Origin of the sequence: Halobellus sp. H-GB7 (assembly GCF_030848585.1) — an archaeon.
GTDB classification, from domain to species: Archaea; Halobacteriota; Halobacteria; order Halobacteriales; family Haloferacaceae; genus Haloquadratum; species Haloquadratum inordinatus.
Genome location: NZ_JAVDDW010000003.1, coordinates 36,970 through 59,214, shown reverse-complemented (window position 1 = coordinate 59,214; position 22,245 = coordinate 36,970). Strand labels below are relative to the sequence as shown.

25 protein-coding genes are annotated in these 22,245 nt (G+C 66.1%); 13 read left to right on the top strand and 12 right to left on the bottom strand.

The features are described 5' to 3' along the window. Nucleotides 1–5: 5 nt before the first annotated feature. The 5 genes from dgoD to RBH22_RS07175 are packed head-to-tail and all read right to left on the bottom strand — an operon-like array spanning nucleotide 6 to nucleotide 5,633. Nucleotides 6–1,157: a galactonate dehydratase gene (dgoD, locus tag RBH22_RS07195; RefSeq protein WP_306677011.1), complete on the bottom strand. Its 1,152-nt coding sequence runs from the start codon at nucleotides 1,155–1,157 to the stop codon at nucleotides 6–8. After that, the gene (locus RBH22_RS07190) at nucleotides 1,154–2,314 is read right to left on the bottom strand and encodes an ABC transporter ATP-binding protein (protein ID WP_306677010.1); all 1,161 of its coding nucleotides are present in this window, start codon (nucleotides 2,312–2,314) and stop codon (nucleotides 1,154–1,156) included. Before RBH22_RS07190 ends, dgoD begins: the two co-directional genes overlap by 4 nt. Nucleotides 2,315–2,317: 3 nt before the next feature. Continuing rightward, entirely contained in the window at nucleotides 2,318–3,241 is a 924-nt protein-coding gene (locus tag RBH22_RS07185; RefSeq protein ID WP_121570137.1) for a carbohydrate ABC transporter permease, read from the bottom strand. Next, a complete protein-coding gene (locus RBH22_RS07180) occupies nucleotides 3,234–4,247 on the bottom strand; it encodes a sugar ABC transporter permease (protein WP_121570136.1) in 1,014 nt (337 codons plus the stop codon). The genes RBH22_RS07185 and RBH22_RS07180 overlap by 8 nt, the downstream gene beginning before the upstream one ends. 9 nt (nucleotides 4,248–4,256) lie before the next feature. Continuing rightward, entirely contained in the window at nucleotides 4,257–5,633 is a 1,377-nt protein-coding gene (locus RBH22_RS07175) for an extracellular solute-binding protein (RefSeq protein WP_121570190.1), read from the bottom strand. 310 nt (nucleotides 5,634–5,943) lie between these two features. Here RBH22_RS07175 and RBH22_RS07170 point away from each other — a divergent pair, with 310 nt between their 5' ends. Together RBH22_RS07170 and eda are read left to right on the top strand one after the other, a co-directional pair. Continuing rightward, nucleotides 5,944–6,699 (top strand): IclR family transcriptional regulator, encoded by a 756-nt coding sequence (locus tag RBH22_RS07170; RefSeq protein WP_121570135.1) that lies wholly within the window; start codon nucleotides 5,944–5,946, stop codon nucleotides 6,697–6,699. Between the two features lie 121 nt (nucleotides 6,700–6,820). Continuing rightward, nucleotides 6,821–7,477, top strand: a complete 657-nt coding sequence (gene eda / locus RBH22_RS07165) for a bifunctional 4-hydroxy-2-oxoglutarate aldolase/2-dehydro-3-deoxy-phosphogluconate aldolase (protein ID WP_306677009.1) — start codon at nucleotides 6,821–6,823, stop codon at nucleotides 7,475–7,477. 256 nt (nucleotides 7,478–7,733) lie between these two features. Here the strand turns inward: eda and RBH22_RS07160 are convergent, their stop codons facing one another. Both RBH22_RS07160 and RBH22_RS07155 read right to left on the bottom strand, forming a co-directional pair. Beyond that, nucleotides 7,734–8,336, bottom strand: coding sequence for a helix-turn-helix domain-containing protein (locus tag RBH22_RS07160; protein WP_306677008.1), 603 nt, complete (start codon nucleotides 8,334–8,336; stop codon nucleotides 7,734–7,736). Nucleotides 8,337–8,437: 101 nt separating this feature from the next. After that, nucleotides 8,438–9,844 (bottom strand): S8 family serine peptidase, encoded by a 1,407-nt coding sequence (locus RBH22_RS07155; protein WP_306677007.1) that lies wholly within the window; start codon nucleotides 9,842–9,844, stop codon nucleotides 8,438–8,440. Nucleotides 9,845–10,045: 201 nt separating this feature from the next. Here RBH22_RS07155 and RBH22_RS07150 point away from each other — a divergent pair, with 201 nt between their 5' ends. Together RBH22_RS07150 and RBH22_RS07145 are read left to right on the top strand one after the other, a co-directional pair. Next, the gene (locus tag RBH22_RS07150) at nucleotides 10,046–11,095 is read left to right on the top strand and encodes a BGTF surface domain-containing protein (RefSeq protein WP_306677006.1); all 1,050 of its coding nucleotides are present in this window, start codon (nucleotides 10,046–10,048) and stop codon (nucleotides 11,093–11,095) included. 74 nt (nucleotides 11,096–11,169) lie between these two features. Continuing rightward, entirely contained in the window at nucleotides 11,170–11,628 is a 459-nt protein-coding gene (locus RBH22_RS07145; RefSeq protein ID WP_306677005.1) for a hypothetical protein, read from the top strand. A 58-nt stretch (nucleotides 11,629–11,686) separates the two neighbouring features. Here the strand turns inward: RBH22_RS07145 and RBH22_RS07140 are convergent, their stop codons facing one another. Beyond that, complete coding sequence (locus RBH22_RS07140) at nucleotides 11,687–12,262, bottom strand: DUF1684 domain-containing protein (RefSeq protein WP_256290797.1); 576 nt, start codon at nucleotides 12,260–12,262, stop codon at nucleotides 11,687–11,689. A 264-nt stretch (nucleotides 12,263–12,526) separates the two neighbouring features. On the opposite strand from RBH22_RS07140, the gene epsC reads away from it, so the two are divergent. The 6 genes from epsC to yqeC all read left to right on the top strand — a co-directional run bounded on the left by epsC (nucleotide 12,527) and on the right by yqeC (nucleotide 17,773). Then, on the top strand, nucleotides 12,527–13,393 hold the full coding sequence (gene epsC, locus RBH22_RS07135; protein WP_306677004.1) for a serine O-acetyltransferase EpsC: 867 nt from the start codon (nucleotides 12,527–12,529) through the stop codon (nucleotides 13,391–13,393). Between the two features lie 123 nt (nucleotides 13,394–13,516). Next, nucleotides 13,517–14,125, top strand: coding sequence for a flavin reductase (locus tag RBH22_RS07130; protein WP_256290755.1), 609 nt, complete (start codon nucleotides 13,517–13,519; stop codon nucleotides 14,123–14,125). Beyond that, entirely contained in the window at nucleotides 14,122–15,381 is a 1,260-nt protein-coding gene (locus RBH22_RS07125; RefSeq protein ID WP_306677003.1) for a M20 family metallopeptidase, read from the top strand. The genes RBH22_RS07130 and RBH22_RS07125 overlap by 4 nt, the downstream gene beginning before the upstream one ends. Further along, nucleotides 15,378–16,385 carry a hypothetical protein gene (locus RBH22_RS07120; protein WP_306677002.1) on the top strand — a complete coding sequence of 336 codons (1,008 nt, stop codon included), beginning with the start codon at nucleotides 15,378–15,380 and terminating at the stop codon, nucleotides 16,383–16,385. Before RBH22_RS07125 ends, RBH22_RS07120 begins: the two co-directional genes overlap by 4 nt. A 166-nt stretch (nucleotides 16,386–16,551) precedes the next feature. Next, a complete protein-coding gene (locus RBH22_RS07115; protein ID WP_199723070.1) occupies nucleotides 16,552–16,923 on the top strand; it encodes a CBS domain-containing protein in 372 nt (123 codons plus the stop codon). 112 nt (nucleotides 16,924–17,035) lie between these two features. Continuing rightward, complete coding sequence (yqeC, locus tag RBH22_RS07110; RefSeq protein ID WP_256290762.1) at nucleotides 17,036–17,773, top strand: selenium cofactor biosynthesis protein YqeC; 738 nt, start codon at nucleotides 17,036–17,038, stop codon at nucleotides 17,771–17,773. 125 nt (nucleotides 17,774–17,898) lie between these two features. Here the strand turns inward: yqeC and RBH22_RS07105 are convergent, their stop codons facing one another. Then, a complete protein-coding gene (locus tag RBH22_RS07105) occupies nucleotides 17,899–18,513 on the bottom strand; it encodes a molybdenum cofactor guanylyltransferase (protein ID WP_306677001.1) in 615 nt (204 codons plus the stop codon). 111 nt (nucleotides 18,514–18,624) lie between these two features. On the opposite strand from RBH22_RS07105, the gene RBH22_RS07100 reads away from it, so the two are divergent. Further along, nucleotides 18,625–19,233: a hypothetical protein gene (locus tag RBH22_RS07100; RefSeq protein ID WP_306677000.1), complete on the top strand. Its 609-nt coding sequence runs from the start codon at nucleotides 18,625–18,627 to the stop codon at nucleotides 19,231–19,233. A 25-nt stretch (nucleotides 19,234–19,258) separates the two neighbouring features. Here the strand turns inward: RBH22_RS07100 and RBH22_RS07095 are convergent, their stop codons facing one another. The 3 genes from RBH22_RS07095 to RBH22_RS07085 all read right to left on the bottom strand — a co-directional run bounded on the left by RBH22_RS07095 (nucleotide 19,259) and on the right by RBH22_RS07085 (nucleotide 21,327). Next, a complete protein-coding gene (locus RBH22_RS07095) occupies nucleotides 19,259–20,494 on the bottom strand; it encodes an iron-containing alcohol dehydrogenase family protein (protein WP_306676999.1) in 1,236 nt (411 codons plus the stop codon). Nucleotides 20,495–20,695: 201 nt separating this feature from the next. Next, nucleotides 20,696–20,971, bottom strand: coding sequence for a hypothetical protein (locus RBH22_RS07090; RefSeq protein WP_199723069.1), 276 nt, complete (start codon nucleotides 20,969–20,971; stop codon nucleotides 20,696–20,698). Next, nucleotides 20,971–21,327: a helix-turn-helix domain-containing protein gene (locus tag RBH22_RS07085; RefSeq protein WP_121570118.1), complete on the bottom strand. Its 357-nt coding sequence runs from the start codon at nucleotides 21,325–21,327 to the stop codon at nucleotides 20,971–20,973. Before RBH22_RS07085 ends, RBH22_RS07090 begins: the two co-directional genes overlap by 1 nt. Before the next feature lie 142 nt (nucleotides 21,328–21,469). Between RBH22_RS07085 and RBH22_RS07080 the strand changes: the two genes are divergently transcribed. Beyond that, complete coding sequence (locus RBH22_RS07080; protein WP_121570117.1) at nucleotides 21,470–21,910, top strand: hypothetical protein; 441 nt, start codon at nucleotides 21,470–21,472, stop codon at nucleotides 21,908–21,910. Then, nucleotides 21,907–22,188, top strand: a complete 282-nt coding sequence (locus RBH22_RS07075; protein WP_306676998.1) for a hypothetical protein — start codon at nucleotides 21,907–21,909, stop codon at nucleotides 22,186–22,188. Before RBH22_RS07080 ends, RBH22_RS07075 begins: the two co-directional genes overlap by 4 nt. The last annotated feature ends 57 nt before the right edge of the window (nucleotides 22,189–22,245 follow it).

Below are 22,245 nucleotides of genomic sequence, written 5' to 3'. Positions count from 1 at the left end.
CACAGTCACCACTCCGCGACGCTGCCGTCCTCGTGCCGCCAGACGGGGTTGTGCCAGTCGACCTCGTCGGCGAGGTCGCGGACGCGCCGCTCGTCGATCTCGATCCCGAGGCCGGGATCGGTCGGCAGTTCGACGTAGCCGTCGCGGTACTCGAACACCGAGGGGTCCGCGAGGTAATCGAGGACGTCGCTCTGCTCGTTGTAGTGGATGTCGAGGCTCTGCTCTTGGATGAGCACGTTCGGCGAGCAGGCGTCGACCTGCACGCAGGCCGCGAGCGCGATCGGTCCGAGCGGGCAGTGCGGGGCCATCGCCACGTCGTAGGCCTCGGCCATCCCGACGATCTTCTTCACTTCGGTGATGCCGCCGGCGTGTGAGAGATCCGGCTGGATCACGTCGACTGCGCCGTCCTCGAAGATCTCCTTGAAGTCCCAGCGGGAGTACATCCGCTCGCCGGTCGCGATGGGCGTCGTCGTGTGCTCGGCGAGCTCCGGTAGACAGTCGTTGTGTTCGGGCAGTACCGGCTCCTCGATGAACATCGGATCGTACGGCTCAAGCGCCTTCGCGAGACGCTTGGCCATCGACTTCGAGACGCGACCGTGGAAGTCGACGCCGATGTCGACCTCGGGGCCGACGGTCTCGCGGACGGTGGCGATCCGTTCGCGCGCGGCGTCGATCGCGCCGGGGGTGTCGATCCGGCGAAGTTCCGCCGTCGCGTTCATCTTGAGCGCGCTGAACCCCTCGTCGACCTTCTCCTGGGCGGCCTGTGCGACGCCTTCGGGCCGGTCGCCGCCGACCCACTGGTAGACGCGTACGCGATTGCGTGCGCGACCGCCGAGCAAGTCGTAGACGGGCGCACCGAACTCCTTGCCCTTGAGGTCCCACAGCGCCTGGTCGATGCCCGCGATGGCGGACATCAGGACCGGCCCGCCGCGGTAGAACCCGCCGCGGTACATCGTTTGCCAGTGGTCCTCGATCGGCGCGGGGTCTTCACCGAGGAGGTAGGTGTCGAGGAGTTCCTCGACGGCCGTCTCGACCGTTCGCGCGCGGCCCTCGACGACGGGTTCGCCCCAGCCGACGCGGCCGTCGCTGGTCTCCAGACGGAGGAAGAGCCACCGCGGCGGGACCTGATAGAGATCGTAGTCGACGATGCGGGTCATTCGACCGCCTCCTCGAGCGCCTCGTCGGTCTCACTCGGCCGGGCGTCCGTGTCGGCTCCCCGGTCTGGAATCTCGCCGTCGTCTTTCGTCTTCAAGGCATCGCCGGTGTCGGGATCGAACAGATACAGCGCCGATTCCTCGAAGGCGAACTCGACCGTCTCGTCGGGTTGCGGACGCTTCGTGGGGTCGATACGGGCCGTGATATCGTGATCACCGAGCGTGGTGTAGAGGAAGTTCTCGTTGCCCATCGGTTCCAGAACGTTCGCGACCATCGGAATACCGTCGTCAACGAGGGTGATGTCCTCGGGACGGATTCCCACGCGGACCGTATCGAGGCCCTCGACTGGCGAGGCGTCCGAGAGGTGGTAGGTGAACCCTCCCGGACCGTCGAGGCGCGAGCCGTCGACGGTGGCGTCGAAGACGTTGATGCTCGGCGAGCCGATGAAGTCCGCGACGAACTCGTTGACCGGGGACCGGTAGACCTCTTCGGCGGTCCCGACCTGCTGGAGTCGGCCATCGTTCATCACCGCGATCCGATCGCCCATCGCCATCGCTTCGGTCTGGTCGTGCGTCACGTACACCGTCGTCACGTCGAGATCGTGCTGCAGCGTCTGCAGTTCCGTCCGCATCTGCGAACGGAGCTTCGCGTCCAAGTTCGAGAGCGGTTCGTCCATCAGGAACGCCGCCGGATCACGGACGATCGCGCGGCCGAGCGCGACTCGCTGCTGCTGGCCGCCGGAGAGTTCCTTCGGCTTGTCGTCCAACAAGTCCTCGATACCGAGCATCGCGGCGACGTCTTCGACCTGTTGGTCGATCTCGGCCGCCGACTGCTGGGTCGACAGTTTCAGCCCGAAGCCGATGTTGTCTCGGACGTCCATATGGGGGTAGAGCGCGTAGTTCTGGAAGACCATCGCCACGTCGCGTTCGCGGGCTCTGAACTCGGTCACGTCGCGGTCGCCGAACAGAATCCGACCGCTCGTGACGTCTTCGAGCCCCGCGATACAGCGCAGTGTGGTGGTCTTCCCGCAGCCGGACGGCCCCACGAGGACGAGGAACTCGCCGTCCTCGATCTCTAGATCGACGTCCTCGACCGCGAGGACGGCCTCCTCGCCGGAACCGAACTCCTTCCGTACCGTATCTAATGTGATGCCTGACATAGTTTACTCCTTGACAGATCCTGCGAGGATCCCGCTGACGAACTGTTTCTGTAGGAACAGGAACAGTATGAAGATCGGGATGATCGAAAGCGTTGCAGCGACCATAATCTGGTCGTAGTAGACGCGCTGGGCGCCGACGAGCTGATTGATCGCGACCGGGATCGTGTACTTGCCCTGATCGAGGATGACGAGCGGGAACAGAAAGAGGTTCCACTGGAACAAGAACAGAATGATCGACAGGGCCGCCAGCGACGACTTCATCGTCGGCAGCGCGATCTTGTAGAACAGTTGGAACTCGGTCGCGCCGTCCATTCGCGCGGACTCCAAGAGGGCATCGGGGATCGAGCGCATATTCTGGCGCATCAGGAAGATCCCGAGCGGGTTCGCCGCCCACGGGAGGATGATCGCCCAGTAGTTGTTCGTCAGCCCGAGTTGGCTCATAAGCAGGAACAGCGGGATGACGAGCAACTGAATCGGGAGGATCAGGGTCGCCAGGATGGCGTAGAAGATCGGCTTCTTGAACCGGAACTCGTACTTCGCGAAGGCGAAACCGGCCATCGAACAGAGCAAGAGCGACAGCAGCGTGTAGACGCCCGCGACGAAGATACTGCTCTCGATCGCACCCATATTCCAGAGGTTCCAGAAGTCGTAGGCGATGTAGAACGGTCCCAGATCGATATAGTGGGTCATCTCGCCGACGTGGCCGACGAACTGAACGTTCTCGCGCGCCTGCAACGACTGGAAGTTCGCGAAGAAGCTATCGCCCGGGGCGAGCCGCGGCGACGTCGACGAGAGGAACTGCGACTCCTTGAGCGTCGACGCGACGAAGATCCAGTACAGCGGCACGAGCGTCAGGATCGCACCGAGGAGGATGAACGCGTACGTGAGGAACTGCCAGACCGCCTCGCGGCGAGTCTCTTCACGCATCGCTCTCACCTCCGACGTTGAGCTGGATCGCCGAGAGGACGCTCACCACGCCGATGAGGACGTACGTGAGCGCGCTGGCGTACCCGAGACGGAAGTCGATGAACGCCGTCTGGTAGATGTACTGGACGATGGTGATCGTCGAGTCCAGCGGCGCGCCGCCGCCGTTGATGATGACCGGTTCGCTGAACAGTTTGAACGTCCCGATCGTCGACGTCACGAAGACGAAAAGCAGGACGGGGCGCAGTTGCGGGACGGTGACGTACCGGAACTTCTGGATCCGGGTCGCGCCGTCGATTTCGGCCGCCTCGTAGAGCTGCTGGGGGATGTTCTGCAGCCCCGCGAGCAGGATGATCATATTGTAGCCGGTCCAGCGCCACGTGACCGCGCCGACGATCGTCATTCGCGACCAGAACGAACTGGTCAGCCACGGGATCGCCGGGAGGCCGATCGACGTCAGGACGTAGTTGATGAGTCCCGCATCCTGCATCATCAGGAGGAACACCGTCGAGTACGCGACGAGGTTGGCCGAGACCGGCAGCGCGAGCACGGTCCGGAAGACGCCGCGGAGTCGGACGAACGAGGCGTCTAGCGCGACGGCGAAAAGCAGCGCGAGCGCCACCATCAGCGGGACCTGGACGACGAGAATGAACGTCGTATTGAAAAGCGCCTGGTGGAACAGCGTGTCCGAAAACATCGCGATGTAGTTCTCCAGGCCGATGAATCGCAGGTCCGCGATGCTCGTCAACCGGTAGCTGAAAAAGCCGGTATCGATCCACAGGAGCGTGTCGTTGCCGACCCCCTCGAAACGGAAGAACGAGAGGTAGAACGTGTAGACGATCGGGAACGCGAGGAAGATCCCGAAGAGGAGAAACGCCGGGAGCAAGAACAGATACCCGACGATCCCCTCACCCGGCGTTGGCAGTCGCTCGCCGACCGACTGGCGGGCGAACCGCAAGCGGTCGCGTAACGACGGCTCCGTCCCCGAGAGAGAGTCGCGAGTGGCCATCGGTCGTCCTCAGGCGAGGTCGCGATCAGTTCGGTCAGCCACCTGTGACGCCGCGGCGTCGACGGCCTCTTTGGGCGTCTTGTCGCCGGCCATCATATCTCGGAAGTGCGTGTTGATCGCCTTGGTGACTTCGGGCGTGTCGATCGTGTAGCGGTAGGGTTTGATGTTCGGCGCGATCTCCGCGAACATACGGCCCGCAGGCTGTCCGTCGAGGAACGCGTGCGGGTCGTCGTAGGCCTCGGATTCGTAGGTCGTCTCCAGTGCCGGGAAGAGACCGTACTCGCGGTACATCGTGAGCTGGCTCTCCTCGCGACCGAGGGCGTAGGCCATATAGTCCCACGCGCGCTTGGCCTTCTCTTCTGAGACCTGCGCGGGAATCGTGAGGTTCGAGCCGCCCCAGTTGGTCGCGCGGGAGCCACCGGATTCGACCGCCGGCGGCTTGAAGACGCCCCAGTTTCCGGACGTGTCGCCGAGTTCGGCCTTCAGCGTGCCCTCCATCCACGCACCGGCGGTCAGGCTCGCAGTCGTCCCGTCGCCGAACGCCGTGAACCACGACGACGACCACGAGGCGAGGTCGTTTGCGACGCCCGAGTCGCGGATGCGCTTGAGGATGCGGGCCACCTGCAGGCTCTTATCGGAGGCGATGTTGACCGCGCCGTTCTGCGTGAACGGCTGGCCGCCGATCTGCCGGAACATCATCCGCCAGAGGCCGTCGTAGTCGTTCGACGGGAGGTTGAGCAGATACTGATCGTCCGGGAGCTTCTTGCCCTCCTCGATGTACTGGTCCCACGTCTCGACGCTCTCGACGTCGATGTCGTACTCGTTCATCACGTCGCGGCGGTAGAACGTCCCGACCGGGCCGATGTCCCACGGGAGCGCGTAGGTGCCGCCGTCCTTCTCCAGCGGGCCCCACTTCCCGGAGACGAAGTCGCCCTTGATACCCGCCTCGTCGAGCCAACCGGAGATGTCGCGCAGGCCGCCCGTGTCGACCCACGAAGCGGCGTCGACGCTCTCCATCATCGAGGCTGCCGGCGCGCCAGAGCCGGAGAGAAGCGTCGATTTGAACTTGTCTTTCAGGTCGGACCGACCGATCTGGTTGATCGAGACGTCGCCGCCGTTGGCTTCCTCGTAGGGTTCATCGAGGAGGTTCAGGGCCTTCGCCGCGACGTCCCAGCCCCACACCTCGGCCGACTGCGCCATCGCCGCCTGGGCGGCCGTCGTCGTCGACCCGCCCGCGTCCGTGCTGCCGCCGCTCGCCTGCGTCGCCGTCGAGTCGGACGAGGGATCGCCCGTGCCGACACAGCCCGCCAGACCCGCGAGGCCCGCGAGGCCAGCACCCTTGAGGACGTTACGACGACCGACCGATCTTCTGTCATCATTTGTCATACTGAGTCTCACATCACACATAGGAGATTATATACTTAAAAGTTTGGTATATTGGTCTGAGAAACCCCGTTAGGAGGCTTCTAAAGCTGTTTTTACATAGGTGGAAGTATGTATTCATAACAAACTTGTTTGTTAATAGTGAACGGTAGCGAAAGGAACCGAAGTCGAATTACGGTTGTTTGAGGCGCTCTACCCGGTCGATATCGCAAATTCTGCCGCCCGATTAACCTTCACAATCTATCATAAATTCGCTCGTTTTGTTTTCCATTGCTGAACAGTATTTAAGTAGTTCCGGAACTGAGACGGATTCGTGACCGAGTATCCAGTCGGCGCAACGCACACCACAGCTCGGATCGTGAGCGCACTCGCCGGCGGGCGGGAGGCCGGGGTAACGGAACTCGCAGAAGAATTGTCGGTCTCGAAAGCGTCGGTGCACAACCACCTCGTCACGCTGGAACGGCTGGGTGTCGTGCTTTCATCGAACGGTCGGTACCGACTCGGACTGCGATTTCTGGACCTCGGGATCGGTGTCCGAGACGGGATGACACTGTACCAGACGGCATATCCGGAAGTGAACGGGCTCGCCGAATCCACCGGCGAGTCGACGGCACTCGTCGTTCCTGAACACGGAGAGGCCGTCCACGCGGCCGTCGAAGACGCCGAACGCAACGATCGCCGGATCAAATTGGGGAGCCGACTCCCGCTCCACGCGACCGCCGCCGGAAAGCTGATCCTCGCGTACCGATCGCGGGACGAGGTCGAGGCGTACGTGGAGACGCACGGGCTCGACAGACTGACCGACCGGACGGTCCAGTCGCCGTCGGACTTGCGCGACGAACTGCGGTCGATCGCCGACCGCGGGCTCGCGTTCGACCGCGGCGAGGTCTGGGAGGATATGCGCTCTGTCGCCGCACCGATTCGACAGGGGGAACGTGGTGACGCACTCGCCGGCGCAGTGGCGGTCCTCGGCCCCGCCGAGCGGCTCTCTGGCAAGCGCCTCGAAGAGGACCTTCCCGGACTCGTCCTCAGCGCGGCCAAACGGGTCGAGCTCGATCTCGCTGACTAGGATATTCAGTAATGCTGAACAAAGATTGGCTTTCAATTTTTGTTCACTAAAGCCGAACAGAGAGCGAACTGGACGCGCCGTTCGTCGGTCGATTTATCACCGTCACTCGACAGGGAGGCGTATGAGCCGACACCGACATACCGACCTCGCGCGCCTGCTCGACACCGGAACCGTGGGGATTCTCCGGGGCGTGCCGGCGCCGAAGACGGTCGACGTGGTCGACGCGCTCGTCGCTGGCGGCGTCGACGTGGTGGAAGTGACCGCCGACACGGACGGCGCACTGGAGACGATCAGCCGTGTGAGCGACGCTTTCGACCGGTCTGAGGTGCTCGTCGGAGCAGGGACCGTTCTCGACGCCGAAACGGCGGGCGCGGCGCTCCGGGCGGGGGCGGAGTTCGTCGTCACGCCCAGTTTCGATCCGGAGGTCGTAGCGACCTGCAATCGGTACGGTGCCGTCGTCGCGCCTGGCGTGATGACGCCGACAGAAGCCGTCGACGCCTACGAGGCGGGCGCTGACCTGCTGAAGATCTTCCCCGCGTCGACGCTCGGGCCCGGCCACGTCAGCAGTCTCAAGGGGCCACTCACACACCTGCCGCTGCTGCCGACCGGCGGCGTCTCGCTTGACAACGTCGCGGACTTCATCGAGGCCGGCGCCGACGGCGTCGGGGTCGGCAGTTCCCTCGTCGATTCAAATGCCGTCGCGGCGGGCGACTACGAGGCGATCACCGAACGCGCTGCGGCATTCCGTGAGGCGATCGCAGACGCACGCGCGGAGTGAGGTCTGGAACGACGGACGCGACGCGAAAGCGTGAGACAAGCAGGCGGACGCTACGCGTCGGCCGTCGACTGGATCTTCTTGCGGGCGACGCCGCCGAGCACCACGAGCACGGGCAGAAAGTGAACCGCCGCAGTGAGCGACGGGGGGGGTGAACTCCGAGACGGGGATTTCGTTCGGGAGCACGCCGCGCAGGACCCCCAAAGCATACCGCTTGCGCTGTGAGCGCGCGTCGGTCCCCGGACCGCCCCATCTTCCCTCAAGCCCGAGTGAACGCGACAGCGACGAAGACGGCGAGACCGCCGAGGAAAAAGAGCAGCCCCGGTTCGGCGAGAAGGAGGACGCCACGGAGCAGCGCGTTCCCGTTGGCGACACCGAGGCTGGCGGGCTCGAAGAGCGACGAAGCGGGGCCGCCGAGGAAGCGTTCGGCAGCGATCTGTACGGCGAGGCTCGTCAACGCGAGAACCGAGATTCCAGTCGCCCAGTCCGCGAGCGAGCGTCTGAGCGTCCCGCGCTGTGCGGGCGAGGAGTCCCCGACGAAGACGATCGGATCGGCCGCCGGCCCGTACACGGTCATCTCGTTGCCTTTCTCCGAGAGACGCGTCCCGACCGACTCGACGACGCCTGCAGACTGGAGTTTCGAGAGGTGGTAGTGAATGTTCTGCACGGAGGTATCGAGGTCACGGGCCAGTTCGGACGGTGGCGCGGGGTCGTCGTGAAGCGCACTGAACAGTTCGCGTGCCGTTTTTGAGCTCAGTGCGTCGACGAGTTCGCCGGCGTCCTCGTCGGCGACGTCGACGACGGCCGGCGTGGCGTCGGGCGAGCGAGTCCGGTCGCCCAGTCGCGCGATCGGGGAGGACATCCTTGAGTAGACGTACGGCGACCGGGTGCATCAATGTCCGCGTAACTTAAGCGGCTCTTTGAGTCGTAGAAAAGCAGGGGCGAGCGATGCGGTCCCCGCCGTTACCGAGCGCGTACCCGCTGGACGGCGGCGACGACGTCGAGTCGGCCCCAGCCGCTGGAGAGGTCCCGACCTGAACGGCCGAGATCCCCGGCCGAGCGACGCAGCACCTCGGTGACGTCGCGGGGCGAGAGCGCCGGGTCGATACCGCGAAGCAGCGCCGCCACGCCGGCGGCGCGTGCCGCCGCCGCCGACGTTCCCGGGCGACCGTCAGCGACCCACGGGCGCGGCGGCGCAACCACGTCGACGCCGACACCACCCTGGGGCGTCGGTCCACGGCCGCTGTACGGCGAAACGGGGTCGGGAAGCGCGGCGTCCGAGGCAGTCGCGGTCGCGTGCCCCGGAGGCGCTGCGTCGCGATCGGTCTCAGTGACGCCGACGCCAACGACGCCAGGGACGCTCGCTGGGGCGGCGATGCTCCCGAGCGGTCGCGCGCGGGAGAGCGCGTGCGTGGGCGTCGTCACTTCGACGCGACCGGTGCCGGCCGCCGAGTCCCCCGCTGCAGACGGCGAAAACGAGGACACTCGGCCAGCCGGGCGGACAACGAGCGCGTACTCGGCGTCCGAGAGGTCGGCGACGAGTCGCTGCCCAGCCCGCGACGCGACGGGCTGGGAGACGGCGACGAGGTTCCAGCGCTCGCCGCCGTCGACGGCGCGCAAGAGTGCGAGCGTCAGATCGACGCCCAGCGAGGGATCGGTGACGAGCCACGCGAGGAAACGACCGGAAAGAGAATCGGCGGCCGACAGCGCCGTGATTCGAAGTCGCCGGCGGCTGTCCGGGCCGTCGCCGGCCAGTGCGGCGTACGGCCCGCGCCAGTGTCCGAGCGCGGCGTTTCCGGTCGGAGCCACGACGACGGTTCCCGAGTCGATCGCCCGTCGCGTCGCACGGTACACGTCCGATTGTGGCGTCGCCGCGGTTCCGTGGGCCGCAACCGGCGCAAGTACGACATCGACATCGCCCGTGCGGCACCAGTCGATGGCCGCGACGAACTCCTCTGGCGTGCGGAACGAGGCGAGGAGGACGCGCGCGTCGGGCGCGAGGCGAGCAACCGACGCCGCCGCGGCAGTGCCGTGTGTCGTCCGATCGACGACGGCGCGTTCGGCGCTGAACTGTCTGATGTCCGCGACTGCGCCAGCGAGCGCCGCGTGCGTAGGGTCGAATCCGGTCGGATCGAGAACGGCGACGCGAACCCCCGAACCGGTGACGCCAGCGTCGTGAACGCGGCGGATCGGGTCGGCGTCGTCCCCGGGCGCACCGCGCTCTGGGCGGTCATCCGAACGGTTCGCTGAACTTGTGGCGACGGACAGTCCGCGCGCGCTCAACACGCTCAACGCCGCCGCACCGCCGACCGTCAGCGCGCGGCGGCGGCTGACGCGAAACCCGGATCCGTCCCGTCGGTCACTCGTCACGACGTCGATACTCCAGTCCGCTGACGTTTGAATCTCCCGGAACCACGGGTAGCGTAAATAGCTCTCGAAGCAATCGGGCGTTCTTAATCGGATGCACACGTCAGTGTGCCTGTATGCCCTCCAGACCAGTTCGAACGGACGTTGCAGTGCAGTCGATTGAACCGTCGAGCGGCGAGACGGCCCGACCAGCGGAGGTAACAGATGCGTAGCACCCGGCCGATACTGCTCGCGCTCGTCGTTCTGACAGCGGCACTCGGACCCGCGGTCCTCGCGTCGCCGGCCGCCGCGGAGTCGACCGCGACGGCGTCTGCCACCGCGGACTCGGCGATCACTGTCGAGCACGACGGCGACCGCGTGACCGTCGCGAACGGAACGTCACAGGTTGTGCGCGGAACAGCGGACGCCCCGGTGGGGACCGAAGTGCTCGTTCGCGTCCGCTCGTCCGGCGACACCACGCCGCGATTCCTGAAGACGGCGACCGGTGTCGTGACCGAGAACGGGACGTGGGCGGTCGCGTTCGACTTCTCGGAACAGTACGCCGGCAACACCTTCGCGCTGCGCGCCGCCTTCGAGGACGGCTCCGCCGAGGCAGCGGTCGACGGCGAGGTGGTCGCCTGCGAGGGTGACTGCGCCGAGACCCCGCCGAGCGGAACGCCGACGCCGATTCCCGAACAGACGCCGACGCCGACGCAGACGGCCCAGGCGACGGCTCCGGTCGCGTTCGGTGAGAACATCTTCGTCGTCGACGCTGGCGGCGTGGCAGCGATCCCGCTCACCTTCGACGAGCGCGACGAAGCGGTCGTGGTGCTCGGGAACGAGACCAAATCCAACTACGAACTCGAAGCGCTCGTCCGCGACGAGGACGGCGACGGACAGGCCGTCCTCTACGTCGACACCTCGCTCGCCGGGCGCGGCGGCGAGACGCTCAGCACCTCCGGCGGCGATAGCGTGGAGGTGCGCTCGGAGACGTCGCTCGATTCGATGCTCGACCCGGCGACGTACGACGTATCCCTGTACGCCGGCGGCGAACGGACCGCCCGGCCCGCCGACGTGGGGAGTCTCGTCGTTCAGGCGGCCGACACACCGACGACGTCGGCAGCAGACACCGCGGACGCCTCGCCCGCGACGCAGACGCCGGCCGCGACCGGAACGACCGGCACCGGCTTCGGCTCCATCGCGATGGGCGCCATCGTCAGCGGCGCGTTCCTCGTCAGTGGCGCGGTCCTCGCCGCGGTGCTACTCAAGAAGTAGAGACTTCGTGTAATCCAGATATCAATCTGCCGCTGGGGCGAACGTATTTATCTCTCGTTTGAGAATTTCCGGCTATGGGTCTCCGCCCCTCCCTCCAGGGCGTCGCCCGCGGTGCGGGCGTCGCCGCCGCCCTCAGCGGTCTCGCTGGCGTACTCAGTATGCTCGGCGCGTTCGGTCCGATCTACTGCCGGACCGAACGAATGGCATCGAGCGACGGGACGAGCGCCGTCAGTCGCACCTGTGGCTCCGGGATCGACTACCTGCTCGGAAACGGCGGCGGCAACGCCGCCACGTTCTTCGCGTGGGCGATGGTGCTCCTCGCGGTTGTAGTCGTCGGCGTCGGAGCGGTTTGGACCGGCCGTCGTCGCCTGCTCTGGGGCACCGCCCTCGTCGGGACGGTCGTCTCGGTCATCGGACTGATGAGCATCGGCTGGTACTTCGTCCTCCCGACGGCGTGTCTCCTCCTCGCGGCGACGGCGCTCACGGGTCGAGCGCGACGCGCCCGCGACGACGACCGGTCAGCGAGCGCGTAGTGGTCGAAGGGCGCGTAATTCGCCCTCGAAAAGAGCCGTCAGCGGTGGCCGCAGTGCCTCAGTGATCGCCGTAGATATCGGCCGGGAAGTCGCGTTCGCCGGCCTCGACCGGCACGTCGAGCCAGTTCGACGACGGCACGAGCGGGCACTCGTACGCCGGGTTGTACGCGCACGTCGGGTTGTACGCCCGGTTCAGGTCCAGCACCCAGGTGTCGTCGCCGATCTTGTTCTCCTCCGGTTCGAGATCGATGTACCGGCCGGCGCCGTAGGTCTCGTCGCCGCTCGTCGCATCGCGGAACGGCACCCACAGTCGGTCGCTCCCGTCTGTCGGCTCGAAGGCGTCGAGCGATACCTCGTTGCCGTCGACCTCGAAGCGGAACTGGCCGACGCGGCGGTACGTCTGCTCGCCGTCGGCCGTGGTCTCGACGGTGACCGTCTCGGGGTCGTCGTAGCGTTCGAGTTCCAGTTCGTACCGATAGTCGGAATCGACTTCGTAGTAATCGAGGCCGGGGAAGTCCGCACCGCGAAGTTCCGGCGGAATCGGCGAGCGCTGATTCTCACGGAAGTACCGCTCCTTCCGCTCTCGGTTCTGCTCTACGGCCTGCTTCCACGCGCGTTCGTCTTCTGGGTCCATTGATTTGAGTGAGAGAGGGTTGGTCGGTCGCGCAGTCACGTCGATATTGTGTGCACCGAACAAAAACACTTGTGCGGCCTGCGGTCGTCTACGCACGACCGTGGGACAGGGGTGGGACACACCCCGACGCCGAAAGATGACACGACCGCGACGTCGAAACCAACTCCCCGCGCGAGCGCGTCGAGGAACTGGATTTCGAGCGCCAATAACGGTCTGTCTGTCGGCAAGCGCTACTATAATAGGCACCTGGCGACAATCGGCACTATGGAATACCGGTACGCCGGCGACGCCCACGAGCGGTTGTTCGCCTCGTATCACGACGACACGGACCCGTTCCCGTCCAGCGTGACGGCGTGCTTCCCGGAGCGCGATCACTCCCGACGGGAGATCTCGCTGCTGCAGGAACTGTTCTTTCCGACCGCCTGGAACGCGCCCGAACTCGTCCGCGACGAACTGGCGATCGTCGATCGGCTCGACGAACTCGGGAGCCTCGTGAAGTCGGGCGTCTGCCCTTACTCGGACGGCCGGCCGAACGAGACCGTCGCGGCGCTGCTCGACAGCCTCCCCGAGATCCGACGACTGCTGAAGAAGGACGTCGAGGCCGCGTACAAGGGTGACCCGGCAGCGAAGACGTATATGGAGATCATCCGGTCGTACCCCGGATTCCAGGCGATTATGATCCAGCGGGTCGCTCACGTGCTCTACGACATCGGCGCGGCCGAGTACGCCCGCGAACTGACCGAGTACGCGAAGACCCAGACGGGGATCGACATCCACCCCGGCGCGGAGATCGGCGAGTACTTCTTCATCGACCACGGCACCGGCGTCGTCATCGGCGAGACTGTGACCGTCGGCGAGTGGGTCCGCCTCTATCAGGACGTCACGCTCGGCGCGCTCCACTTCGAGGAGGAAGAGGGTGACGAACACGCGCTGAAGAAGGGCTACAAGCGACATCCCGACATCGGTGACCACGTCGTCATCGGCGCCGGAACCAAGGTACTCGGCGCGATCGAGGTCGGCGACCACGTCAGCATCGGCGCGAACTCCTGGATCACCGAGGACATCCCCGACCAGACGAAGGTCTACATCAAAGACCATCCGACGCAGGAACGCAAGAGCTACGACGACTGACGTGGCGGCGCCGAGGCGTCGCCGCTGGCGGAGGGAGAGTGTTCTCGACGCCAGCGAAACCACGTGGGTAAGAATCACCGAAACCGGTTTTTCCCGTGAGTGACATATTACGGCAGACCGCCGATGACTCTGTCCGACGATCCCGACCTCCGCGCGTTACAGCCCGACCAACCGTTCTTCGAGACGGTGTACACAGCGTCGCCCCTCGTGATCGTCGGCACGCGCGAACCCGATGGTTCAGGCGACCTCGCGCCGAAGCATATGGCCTTCCCGCTGGGGTGGTCGGACTACTTCGGGTTCGTCTGTACGCCCGCGCACAGCACGTACCAGAACGCCAAGCGGACGGGAGAGTTCACCGTCAGCTATCCCAGACCGGAGAACGTCCTCGAAGCCAGTCTGGCTGCCGGACCCCGGGACGACGACGGCTCGAAGCCCTCGCTCACCGAGATCGAGACGGTCGACGCCGACGCCGTCGACGCGCCCGCAGTGAAAGACGCTTACGCGGTACTGGAGTGTGAGCTGCTGCAGACCGTCGACGAGTTCGGTGAGAATGCGCTCGTGGCCGGCGAGATCGTCGGTAAGTACGTCCACAGCGACGCCTACCACGCCGCCGACGAGGAGCCCGAATCGGTGCTCGAACGCGCGCCGGTGATGACGTATCTCTATCCCGACCGCTTCGCGAGCGTCAGCGAGACGCAGGCGTTCCCGTTCCCGGAGGGGTTCGAGAAATGACTGCATCTGCATCAAACCACGACGGGCCCGTCGAGCAACGAATCGAAGACTGGGTAGGAGGCCACCGCGACGACGTCGCCGAGCACCTCCTCGACCTGGTCGAGATCGAGACGCCGAGTGAGAACCCCGAGACGTTCGACGCGTTTTTCGACCGACTCGGGGACGACTTCCGGGAGGCGGGCTTAGAGACCGAGCGCTCCCCCGGCGGGGAGACAGGCGGGCGACTGGAGGCGTGGACGCCCGACCGAGAGCCCGCCGACGAGATCCAGCTCGTGCTCGGGCACGCGGACACGGTCTGGCCGCTCGGGACGATCGACGAGGACCCGCCGGAGCGTCGAACGGACGTGCTCGAAGGTCCGGGCGCGCTGGATATGAAGGGCGGGCTGACCCAGGCGGTGTTCGCGCTGCGCGCCCTCGATTCGCTCTCACTGGAGCCGTCGCTGCCGGTGCACGTGCTCGTCTCCAGCGACGAGGAGATCGGCAGCCCCGAGTCCAAAGCGCGCATCCGCGAACTCGCAGAGCAGGCCAACCGGGTTTTCGTGCTCGAACCCGCGAGCGGTCCCGAGGGCAAAATCAAGATCGCGCGGAAGGCAGTCGGCCGCTTCACGGTGACGATCGAGGGCAAAGCGGCGCACGCCGGCATCGAACCCGAGGAGGGCGCGAGCGCGACCGAGGAACTCGGGAGCGTCATCCAACGACTCCACGAACTCACCGATATCGACTCCGGAGTCACCGTGAACGTGGGGCAGGTGGAGGCCGGACTCCGCCCGAACGTCGTCGCGCCGGGGGCGAAGGCCGTGGTCGACGTGCGCGCCCCGACCGAGGAGGCCGCCACGGCCGTCGAGGAACAGATACGGTCGCTGGAGGCGTCGACGCCCGGCACCACGCTCACGATCGATGGCGGATTCGGGCGGCCGCCGATGGAGTTGACGCCGGGCAACCGGTTGCTCTGGGAGCGCGTGCAGGCGATCGGGCGGCGGTTCGGGTTCGATCTGGAAGGAACTCGCTCGGGCGGAGCCAGCGACGGCAACGACGCCAGCCAGTACGCGCCGACGATCGACGGCTTCGGGGCCGTCGGCGACGGCGCCCACCAGACGTTCGAGTACGTCGACCTCGACGCGCTCGCGGATCGGGTCGCGCTGCTGACGAGTTGCCTGCTCGACGAGCCGCTTCCTGACGACCCTGCAGAGTACATAGACGGGAACGAAGGGGCCGCGAAAGGAGCCAGCGAGAGCGACGACGGGGGCAACCGATGAACGCAGACGTGCACGCGTCCGTGACGCGGATCGCGGACCTCGAAGACCGAGAGTACGACGTCGAAGAGCGGCCACAGTCAGCGTGGGAGACCGGCGACTACGTGCTCGCGCGCGTCACCCGCCGGCCCGCGCCCGAGGCCCGACTGGAGAATCCACAGGGTCGCCGCGTCGAGTTGATGGAAGGCGAGACGATCGTCGGCGCGCTCGGCACGCGACGGGCGACCCGCGGGTTCGTCGGCGGCTGGGAGGACGTCGGCGACGACGGACAGATGGACATCTTGACCGGCGGCGGCGTCCTCGGGCGTGCCACGTCCGTCTCGGCGTACGTCCCGACGCCGATCGAAATCGAATACGAGGGCCACGTCGCGATCGACGAGGAGGTCGTACGAATGCGGGACTACCGGATCGACGCGCCGCAGGCCGAACTCGACACGCCCGTCATCCTCGTCCTCGGGACGAGTATGTCCGCGGGCAAGACGCTGAGCGCCCGCGTGATCATCCGCGTCCTGATCGAGCAGGGATACGAGGTCGCAGGCTGTAAACTGACGGGCGCGGGGACGTACAACGACGCGCTCTCGATGAGCGTCGCAGGTGCGGAATCCGTGTACGACTTCGTCGACGCCGGCCTCCCGACGACGGTCGTCCCCGAGGAGACCTTCCGGGAGTCGATCCAGTCGGTGCTGAGTCGCATCCAGGAGCGGCAGGCCGACGTGATCGTCGCGGAGGTCGGCGCGAGCCCGCTCGAACCGTACAACGGAGCGGCCGCGGTCGATCTGCTCGACGATCAGGTCGCGTTCACGCTACTCTGTGCGTCGGATCCCTACGCCGTCGTCGGAATCGAGGAGGCGTTCGGACATTCGCCCGATCTCGTGGCGGGCATCGCGACGAACACGACCGCAGGCATCAACTTAGTCGAGAAACTCACCGACTGCCCGGCGCTGAATTTACAGAACGAGACGGCCAAGGGTCCGCTCCGGCATATGCTCTCGGACGCGTTGCCCTGAGCGCGACCGAGGAGTCATAATGATTACTCTCGTCTCTTACCGCCGACCATCGCCACCGGGAGTGGCGCTCGACGGTACACAGTGAGAGTAATCACTATGAGAGACCGCCAAAACGTGGCGCGTCTGTGACGAAAGGTCAAAATCCCCGGTGGTCGTTTGGAAGGGTATGGCAACTGGGCAGACGCTTGTCGAAGACGTGATGTCGAAACCGATCGAGACGATCAGTCCGGACGCGACGCTGGTCGAGGCGGCCAAAGCGATGCGCGAGAAGGATATCAACGCGCTGCTCGTCCCGACGACCGAAATCGCGATCGTCACGAGCACCGACGTTCTGGATGCGATCGCCAACGATCACGACCCCGCCGAAACGTCCGTTCGTGAGGTGATGACCGAGTCCGTCGAGACGGTACCGCCGGAACTTCGCCTGACGGAGGCCGCGGCGATGATGGAGAACTTCGGCATCAGTCACCTGCCGGTCGTCGACGACGACCCCGTTGGGATGGTCTCCTCGACGGACATCGCCGCACAGCTTTCGTAACCGGCCGAAGCGTCGCTGGGGTGGGGGCGTGCAGCACTACAATCCAGCCGTCGATCCCGCGGCCGACCGAGCGAAGCGCACGATTGATCATCCCACACCGAGAGAACCACGTATGGACATCGTCACGGCACTCGACGCGGCAACGGGGACGACCTGCGTCGTCGGCGCAGGCGGTAAGAAGACGACGATGAAGACCCTCGCCGATCGGCTCGACCGGTCGATCGTCACCGCGACGGTTCGCATCCCGATTTTCGACGAGTGGGTCGACCGCGTCGCGGTCACGCCTGATCCGGTCGACGCCGTCCGATCGCAGATCGAACGCGAGGGTGACGGTGAGTGGGCACTCGGCGTCGTGCCCGAACGGGAGCGCGAAGACCGATACTACGGCTACGACCCGGAAGAAATCGACCGCCTAAGCGAGTTCGACCTTCCCGTGTTCGTCAAGGCCGACGGCGCGCGGATGCGGAAGTTCAAAGCGCCCGACGAACACGAGCCGCGACTGCCGAGAACAGCGGACACGGTGGTGTCGATCGCGAGCGCGCACGTCGTTGGCGAACCGCTCTCCGAGGAGATCGTCCACCGGGTCGACGAGGTCGCCAGGCTCACCGGACTGGAGCCCGGCGATGAGATCACCGCGGCCGACGTCGCGACGGTGCTCGCGAGCGACGAGGGCGGACGGAAGGGGCTTCCGGACGGCGCGACGATGATTCCGCTACTCAATATGGTCGATGACGAGAGTCTCGAAGCGACGGCCCGCGAGATCGCCGCGGAGATCCACGAACGAGTCGACGTCCCGCACGTCGTACTCGCGGAGATGCGCGCCGACGAGCCCCTCGTCGACATCGTCTGATAGGGATTATCGTAACTGTTCGGAGAGTCTCGCCGTACCGTCCGGCGAGAAATCTATGAGGACTTACGATAGTCCCTATGAGAAAATCGTTAGACCGTTCCGCCGAGTTAGCCGGGACCTCGGGGTCACTCATCGCGCAGGCGTTCGGTCGCCGCCGCGAACTCTTCGGGCGTATTGACGTTCTCGAAGGTGTCGAGCGACGCGACCCGTTCGATCTCGGTCGCGTCGACGACGGCGTCGTCGAGTTCCGAGAGCGGCGCGACGATGCGGTGCTCGCCGCGGTCGAGCGCGCGTCGACAGGCGGCGGCCATCGGTTCGGTCCGGTAGACAGCCTGGGTCGTCTGATACCACTCGTCGGGACGCGGGACGGCGGCGTCGCGTCCTGCGGCCCGCTCGAAGAGGTACGCGGCGAAGTCGGGATCGACGAACGGCATATCGCAGGCGACGACGAACGCGTACTCGGCCGAGACCGCTTCGAGACCGCGCGCGATGCCGGCCATCGGTCCCTCGTCGGGGTCGCGGTCGACCGCGAACGTCGCGTCGAAGTCGCTCCCGGCCAGCGCGTCGGCGATCGGATCGACCTGCTCGGCGCGGCAGTTGATCACCACCTCGTCGACGACCGGCGCGATCCGATCGACGACGCGGCGGATCATCGGCGTCCCGGCGAGGTCGGCAACGGCCTTGTCGCGGTCGCCGAACCGCGTCGAGCGACCGCCGGCGAGAACGAGTGCTGCGGGCATACGCGGCAGTATCCGGGCAGGACTGAAGAAGGTGGCGCGGAAACAGCATCAAAGACAGACCGGAGACCGACAGCGGAGCGCATATATCCGCCCAGAAAGTCCTCTCGGACGATGCGGGAGGACGAACTGGCGACGGCCCTGATCGAACACTTCGAGGCCGCCTTCGACGACCCCGAGGTCCGCCTCGAAGAGCCCTACGACCACTACGGCAACCGGGGCGTCGTGGACGTGTACGCCCGCACGTCGCCGCCCGAGCGCGTCTCGTACCTCGCCGAGTTGAAGGCCGATCCGGCAGTCCGGATGGCGTCGGGAGCAAACGAGATCCTCAGACAGTACCGCCGGATGGAGCGGTACTTCTACGCCGACGAGACCCACGACCTCCGGACGCGACTCGGTCGCGACGGTCCGGGCCTCCACCTGCTTTTGCTCTTTGCCCCCACGAAACGGTGTGTCGAGCACGTCTTCGAGAACCGCCGGCTCTACGGCTCGATCGATCCCGACCTGGCCGTCGACGGCGTCGCCGCCGAGCGGAAGGTCGCGTTTCTCGTGAACTTAGACGCGGCCCAGACGGGCGGCCTCGGATTCCTCTCGGTCAACGGCGAGGTCGAGATCGACGATCCCGCGTTTCGTCGGGCCGTCCCGACGGAGTCGCGACTGGCCGACGCGTTCCGCGAGGCCGAGATCGAATCCGACGCCACCCACGGAACTGAGGACAGTTGAGCGCGACCACGCGCACGACAGTGGACTACCACGCGCGTTCGAGAATTGCTGCGATTTCAGCGACGCTCGGGTCGACGCCGTCGGGCGCGACCCCCAGCAGGTCGTCGGCGTGGATCGCGTCGGCGATCTCGGGGAAGTCCCCCTGCGCGACGCCCTCGACGTCGCGGAGGCGGCCCGGCAGGCCGAGTTCGTCGCGAACGGCCGCGACGGCGTCGACGATCGCCTCGGCCACGACGTCGGCCGGCCGTCCGGCCACGTCGAGACCGAGCGCCTCCGCGATGAGATCCCGGCGACCGTCGACCTCGCTGAAGACGTAGCGCAGGACGTGGGGAGCGACGATGCCGTGGATCGTGCCCTGGTGAACGTCGTAGCCGTGCGAGAAGCCGTGGCCGAACGCGTGGACGATCGACGCCCGGTAGCCTTCAGCGCCGGCGAGACCGTACTGGACGGCCACGATGCCGGCGAGAGCGTCGGAAAGGCGGTCAGCGTCCATCGGGTCCTCGCGGATTGTCCCAAGACCCGAGCGGAGCAATCGAAGTCCGCGCGCGGCCGTCCCGTCGGTGATCGGAGTCGAAAGCGGGGAGTAGAGCATTTCGAGTCCTTTGTCGAAGCCGTTCATCGCCGACGCGGCGAGGACGGACTGCGGGGTCGTCCGGTAGAGATCGGCGTCGTAAAACAGCGCGTCGGGCATCAGCCGCGGGTCGCGCACGCCTCCACTCGGAGGGCCGTCGTCCGCCTGTTCACCGTCGAGGTCGGCGTCGCGATCCAGAGTGAGCGTCACGCCAGCGAGATCTGAGAGGTCCGCGCCGGCGAGTGTCGTCGGGACGGCGACGATCGGGAGGGGATCACCGTCGGTCGCGACAGGCAAGTCCCCGGTCTCGACGGCGTCCCGAGCGACGGCAGCCGCTGAGTCCCCGTGCGACGAGAGCGCGGCGAGGACTTTCGCCGTGTCGAGCGTGCTCCCGCCGCCGACGGCGACGACGGCGTCGACGCCCTCCGTTCGGGCTCGTTCGAGGCCCGCGAGCGCCGTCCCGAGCGTCTTCGCGGGCGTCGTCTCGGGGAACTCCGCGACCAGGCGGTCGCCGAGACCTTTCCGGATCGGATCGACGACGGCCGGCGTCGTCCCGACGGTCCGTCCGCTGACGAGCATCGCGCTGTCGAGGTCCTGGCGTTCGAGTTCCGTTCCCAGTTGGTCGACACAACCCGCGCCAGTGACGATTCGGCCCGGACGAAAGTCGAACGTGAATCCCGCTGCGTTCATAGCTTGAGAGTACGCAGCGGGCGCAAAAAGACCTAGTCGAACTGGTCGTCCGCGCCGGCGTCGCGGCCGAGGTCGAGATCCAGGTCCAGCAAGTCGAAGGTGTAGTATACTACCGGATAGAACGATGTGGAAATTATCGGCACCCCTGGGTGCCAACAGCATTCGCGAACTGCTGTCCGGCAGTATAATAGACGGCTCACGTCACTCCGTGTCCACCGTCAGCGACGCCAGTACTAGTAGCATTCCACTGGAGACGATGAGCGCCTGCACGAGGGCCGCCGAGAGGAGAGACGTGTCGAACATACGATAGATGAGGCCCTCACAGATCGCGCCGATCCCGATGAACACGAAGCCGGCCGAGACGTAGAGCATCGGACTGCTCGAACTGCGCTGATAACCGTGATACGCCAGGTACGCGACGAGCAGGCTGAGCACGAGGGTGATCAGTTTGACGACCAAGATCGGCGGGTCGATCATTATGTGCTGTCTCGGATGTCGTTCCACAGCGACGTGAAGTTGTCCGCGAGGTCGTCACGCGTCTCGATCGACAGCGAGAGGTCGCCGTCGACGACTTCGACGTGGATCGATTCGAGCGTCGTCTCGAAGCGGCGTCGGTGTGAGCCGTCCGCGCCGACGGTCGACTGCTCGTCGATGAGGTCGTGTTCCTGGAGCGTTTCGAGCCGGCGATAGACCGTCGAGAGGGAGGCGTCACAGACCTCACGGAGTTCTTTGGCCGTTCGCGGCTCCCGATCGGCCGCGAGGAGGATTCGCCGCGCGTACTCGTCCGCAAGCAGCTCGAAGATGGGCGCGTTCGCGCTCTTTCCCCACTCCATATCGGCCGTATTTCGGCCAGATGCAAAGCATCGACGGTTCGGCGTGTCGGCGGTGACGAACGGAGACGTCGGCCGCGGCGTTTTCTCCGGCGGTGCAAAAAGCCGGGGCGTTTTATGTGGTCCGTATCGGAGAGTGGGTGATATGAACCGATCGCGAACGCGGATCGCCAAATCGGCGGTGGTCGGCGCCGGCTCGTTCGTCCTCTTCGGCGTCGTCACCGGGCTGATCCCCAATCCGCTCTACGTACGGATGGTCCCGCGGACGCCGCTCGATTACCTGTTTCTCGCCCTCACCGCAGGCTTTCTCGGCCTCTACACGTTCCAGCGGACGCCCGCCAGCCAGCGCGAGGACGGGGCCGCGACCGCGAGCGCCGCCCTCGGGTTTCTCGCCTTCGGCTGTCCGATCTGCAACGCCCTGCTGCTCGCGCTGTTCAGCAGTTCGGCGCTGATGACCTACTTGGATCCGCTCAGACCACTGCTGGGCGTTGTGAGCGTCGCGTTCTTCGGCGGGCTGCTGTACGTCCGCTCCCAGCGGACGTGTGAGGTCTGCGTCGACCAACCGTCGGGGTCGCCCTCGGAATGACCGGGCCGTCGTGTGAGGCCAGCGAAGACGAGAGCGCCGATTCGGACTCTCGCTGGTCGCTCCTCGGTCTCGGCGGCGCCGTGAGTCTCTGTTGTCTCTTCGCGGCACCGGCGACCGGTGGCGCGGTGGGCGGGACGGTCGCCGGCGGCGCGACGGCCGCGCTCGGCGGTGGCGTCGTTCGGATTCTCGTCTCGGCGCTAACGGTCGGGCTCTTGGGGCTGGCCCTTCGGTATCGAGGCGGCTCGTGCGCGTGCGACCAGAACGCCAGCGGTGAGTGACGACCGAACGCCGGCGGTGAGTGACGAGTGCGCGACAGCCCAGCGTCGTACAGGGGC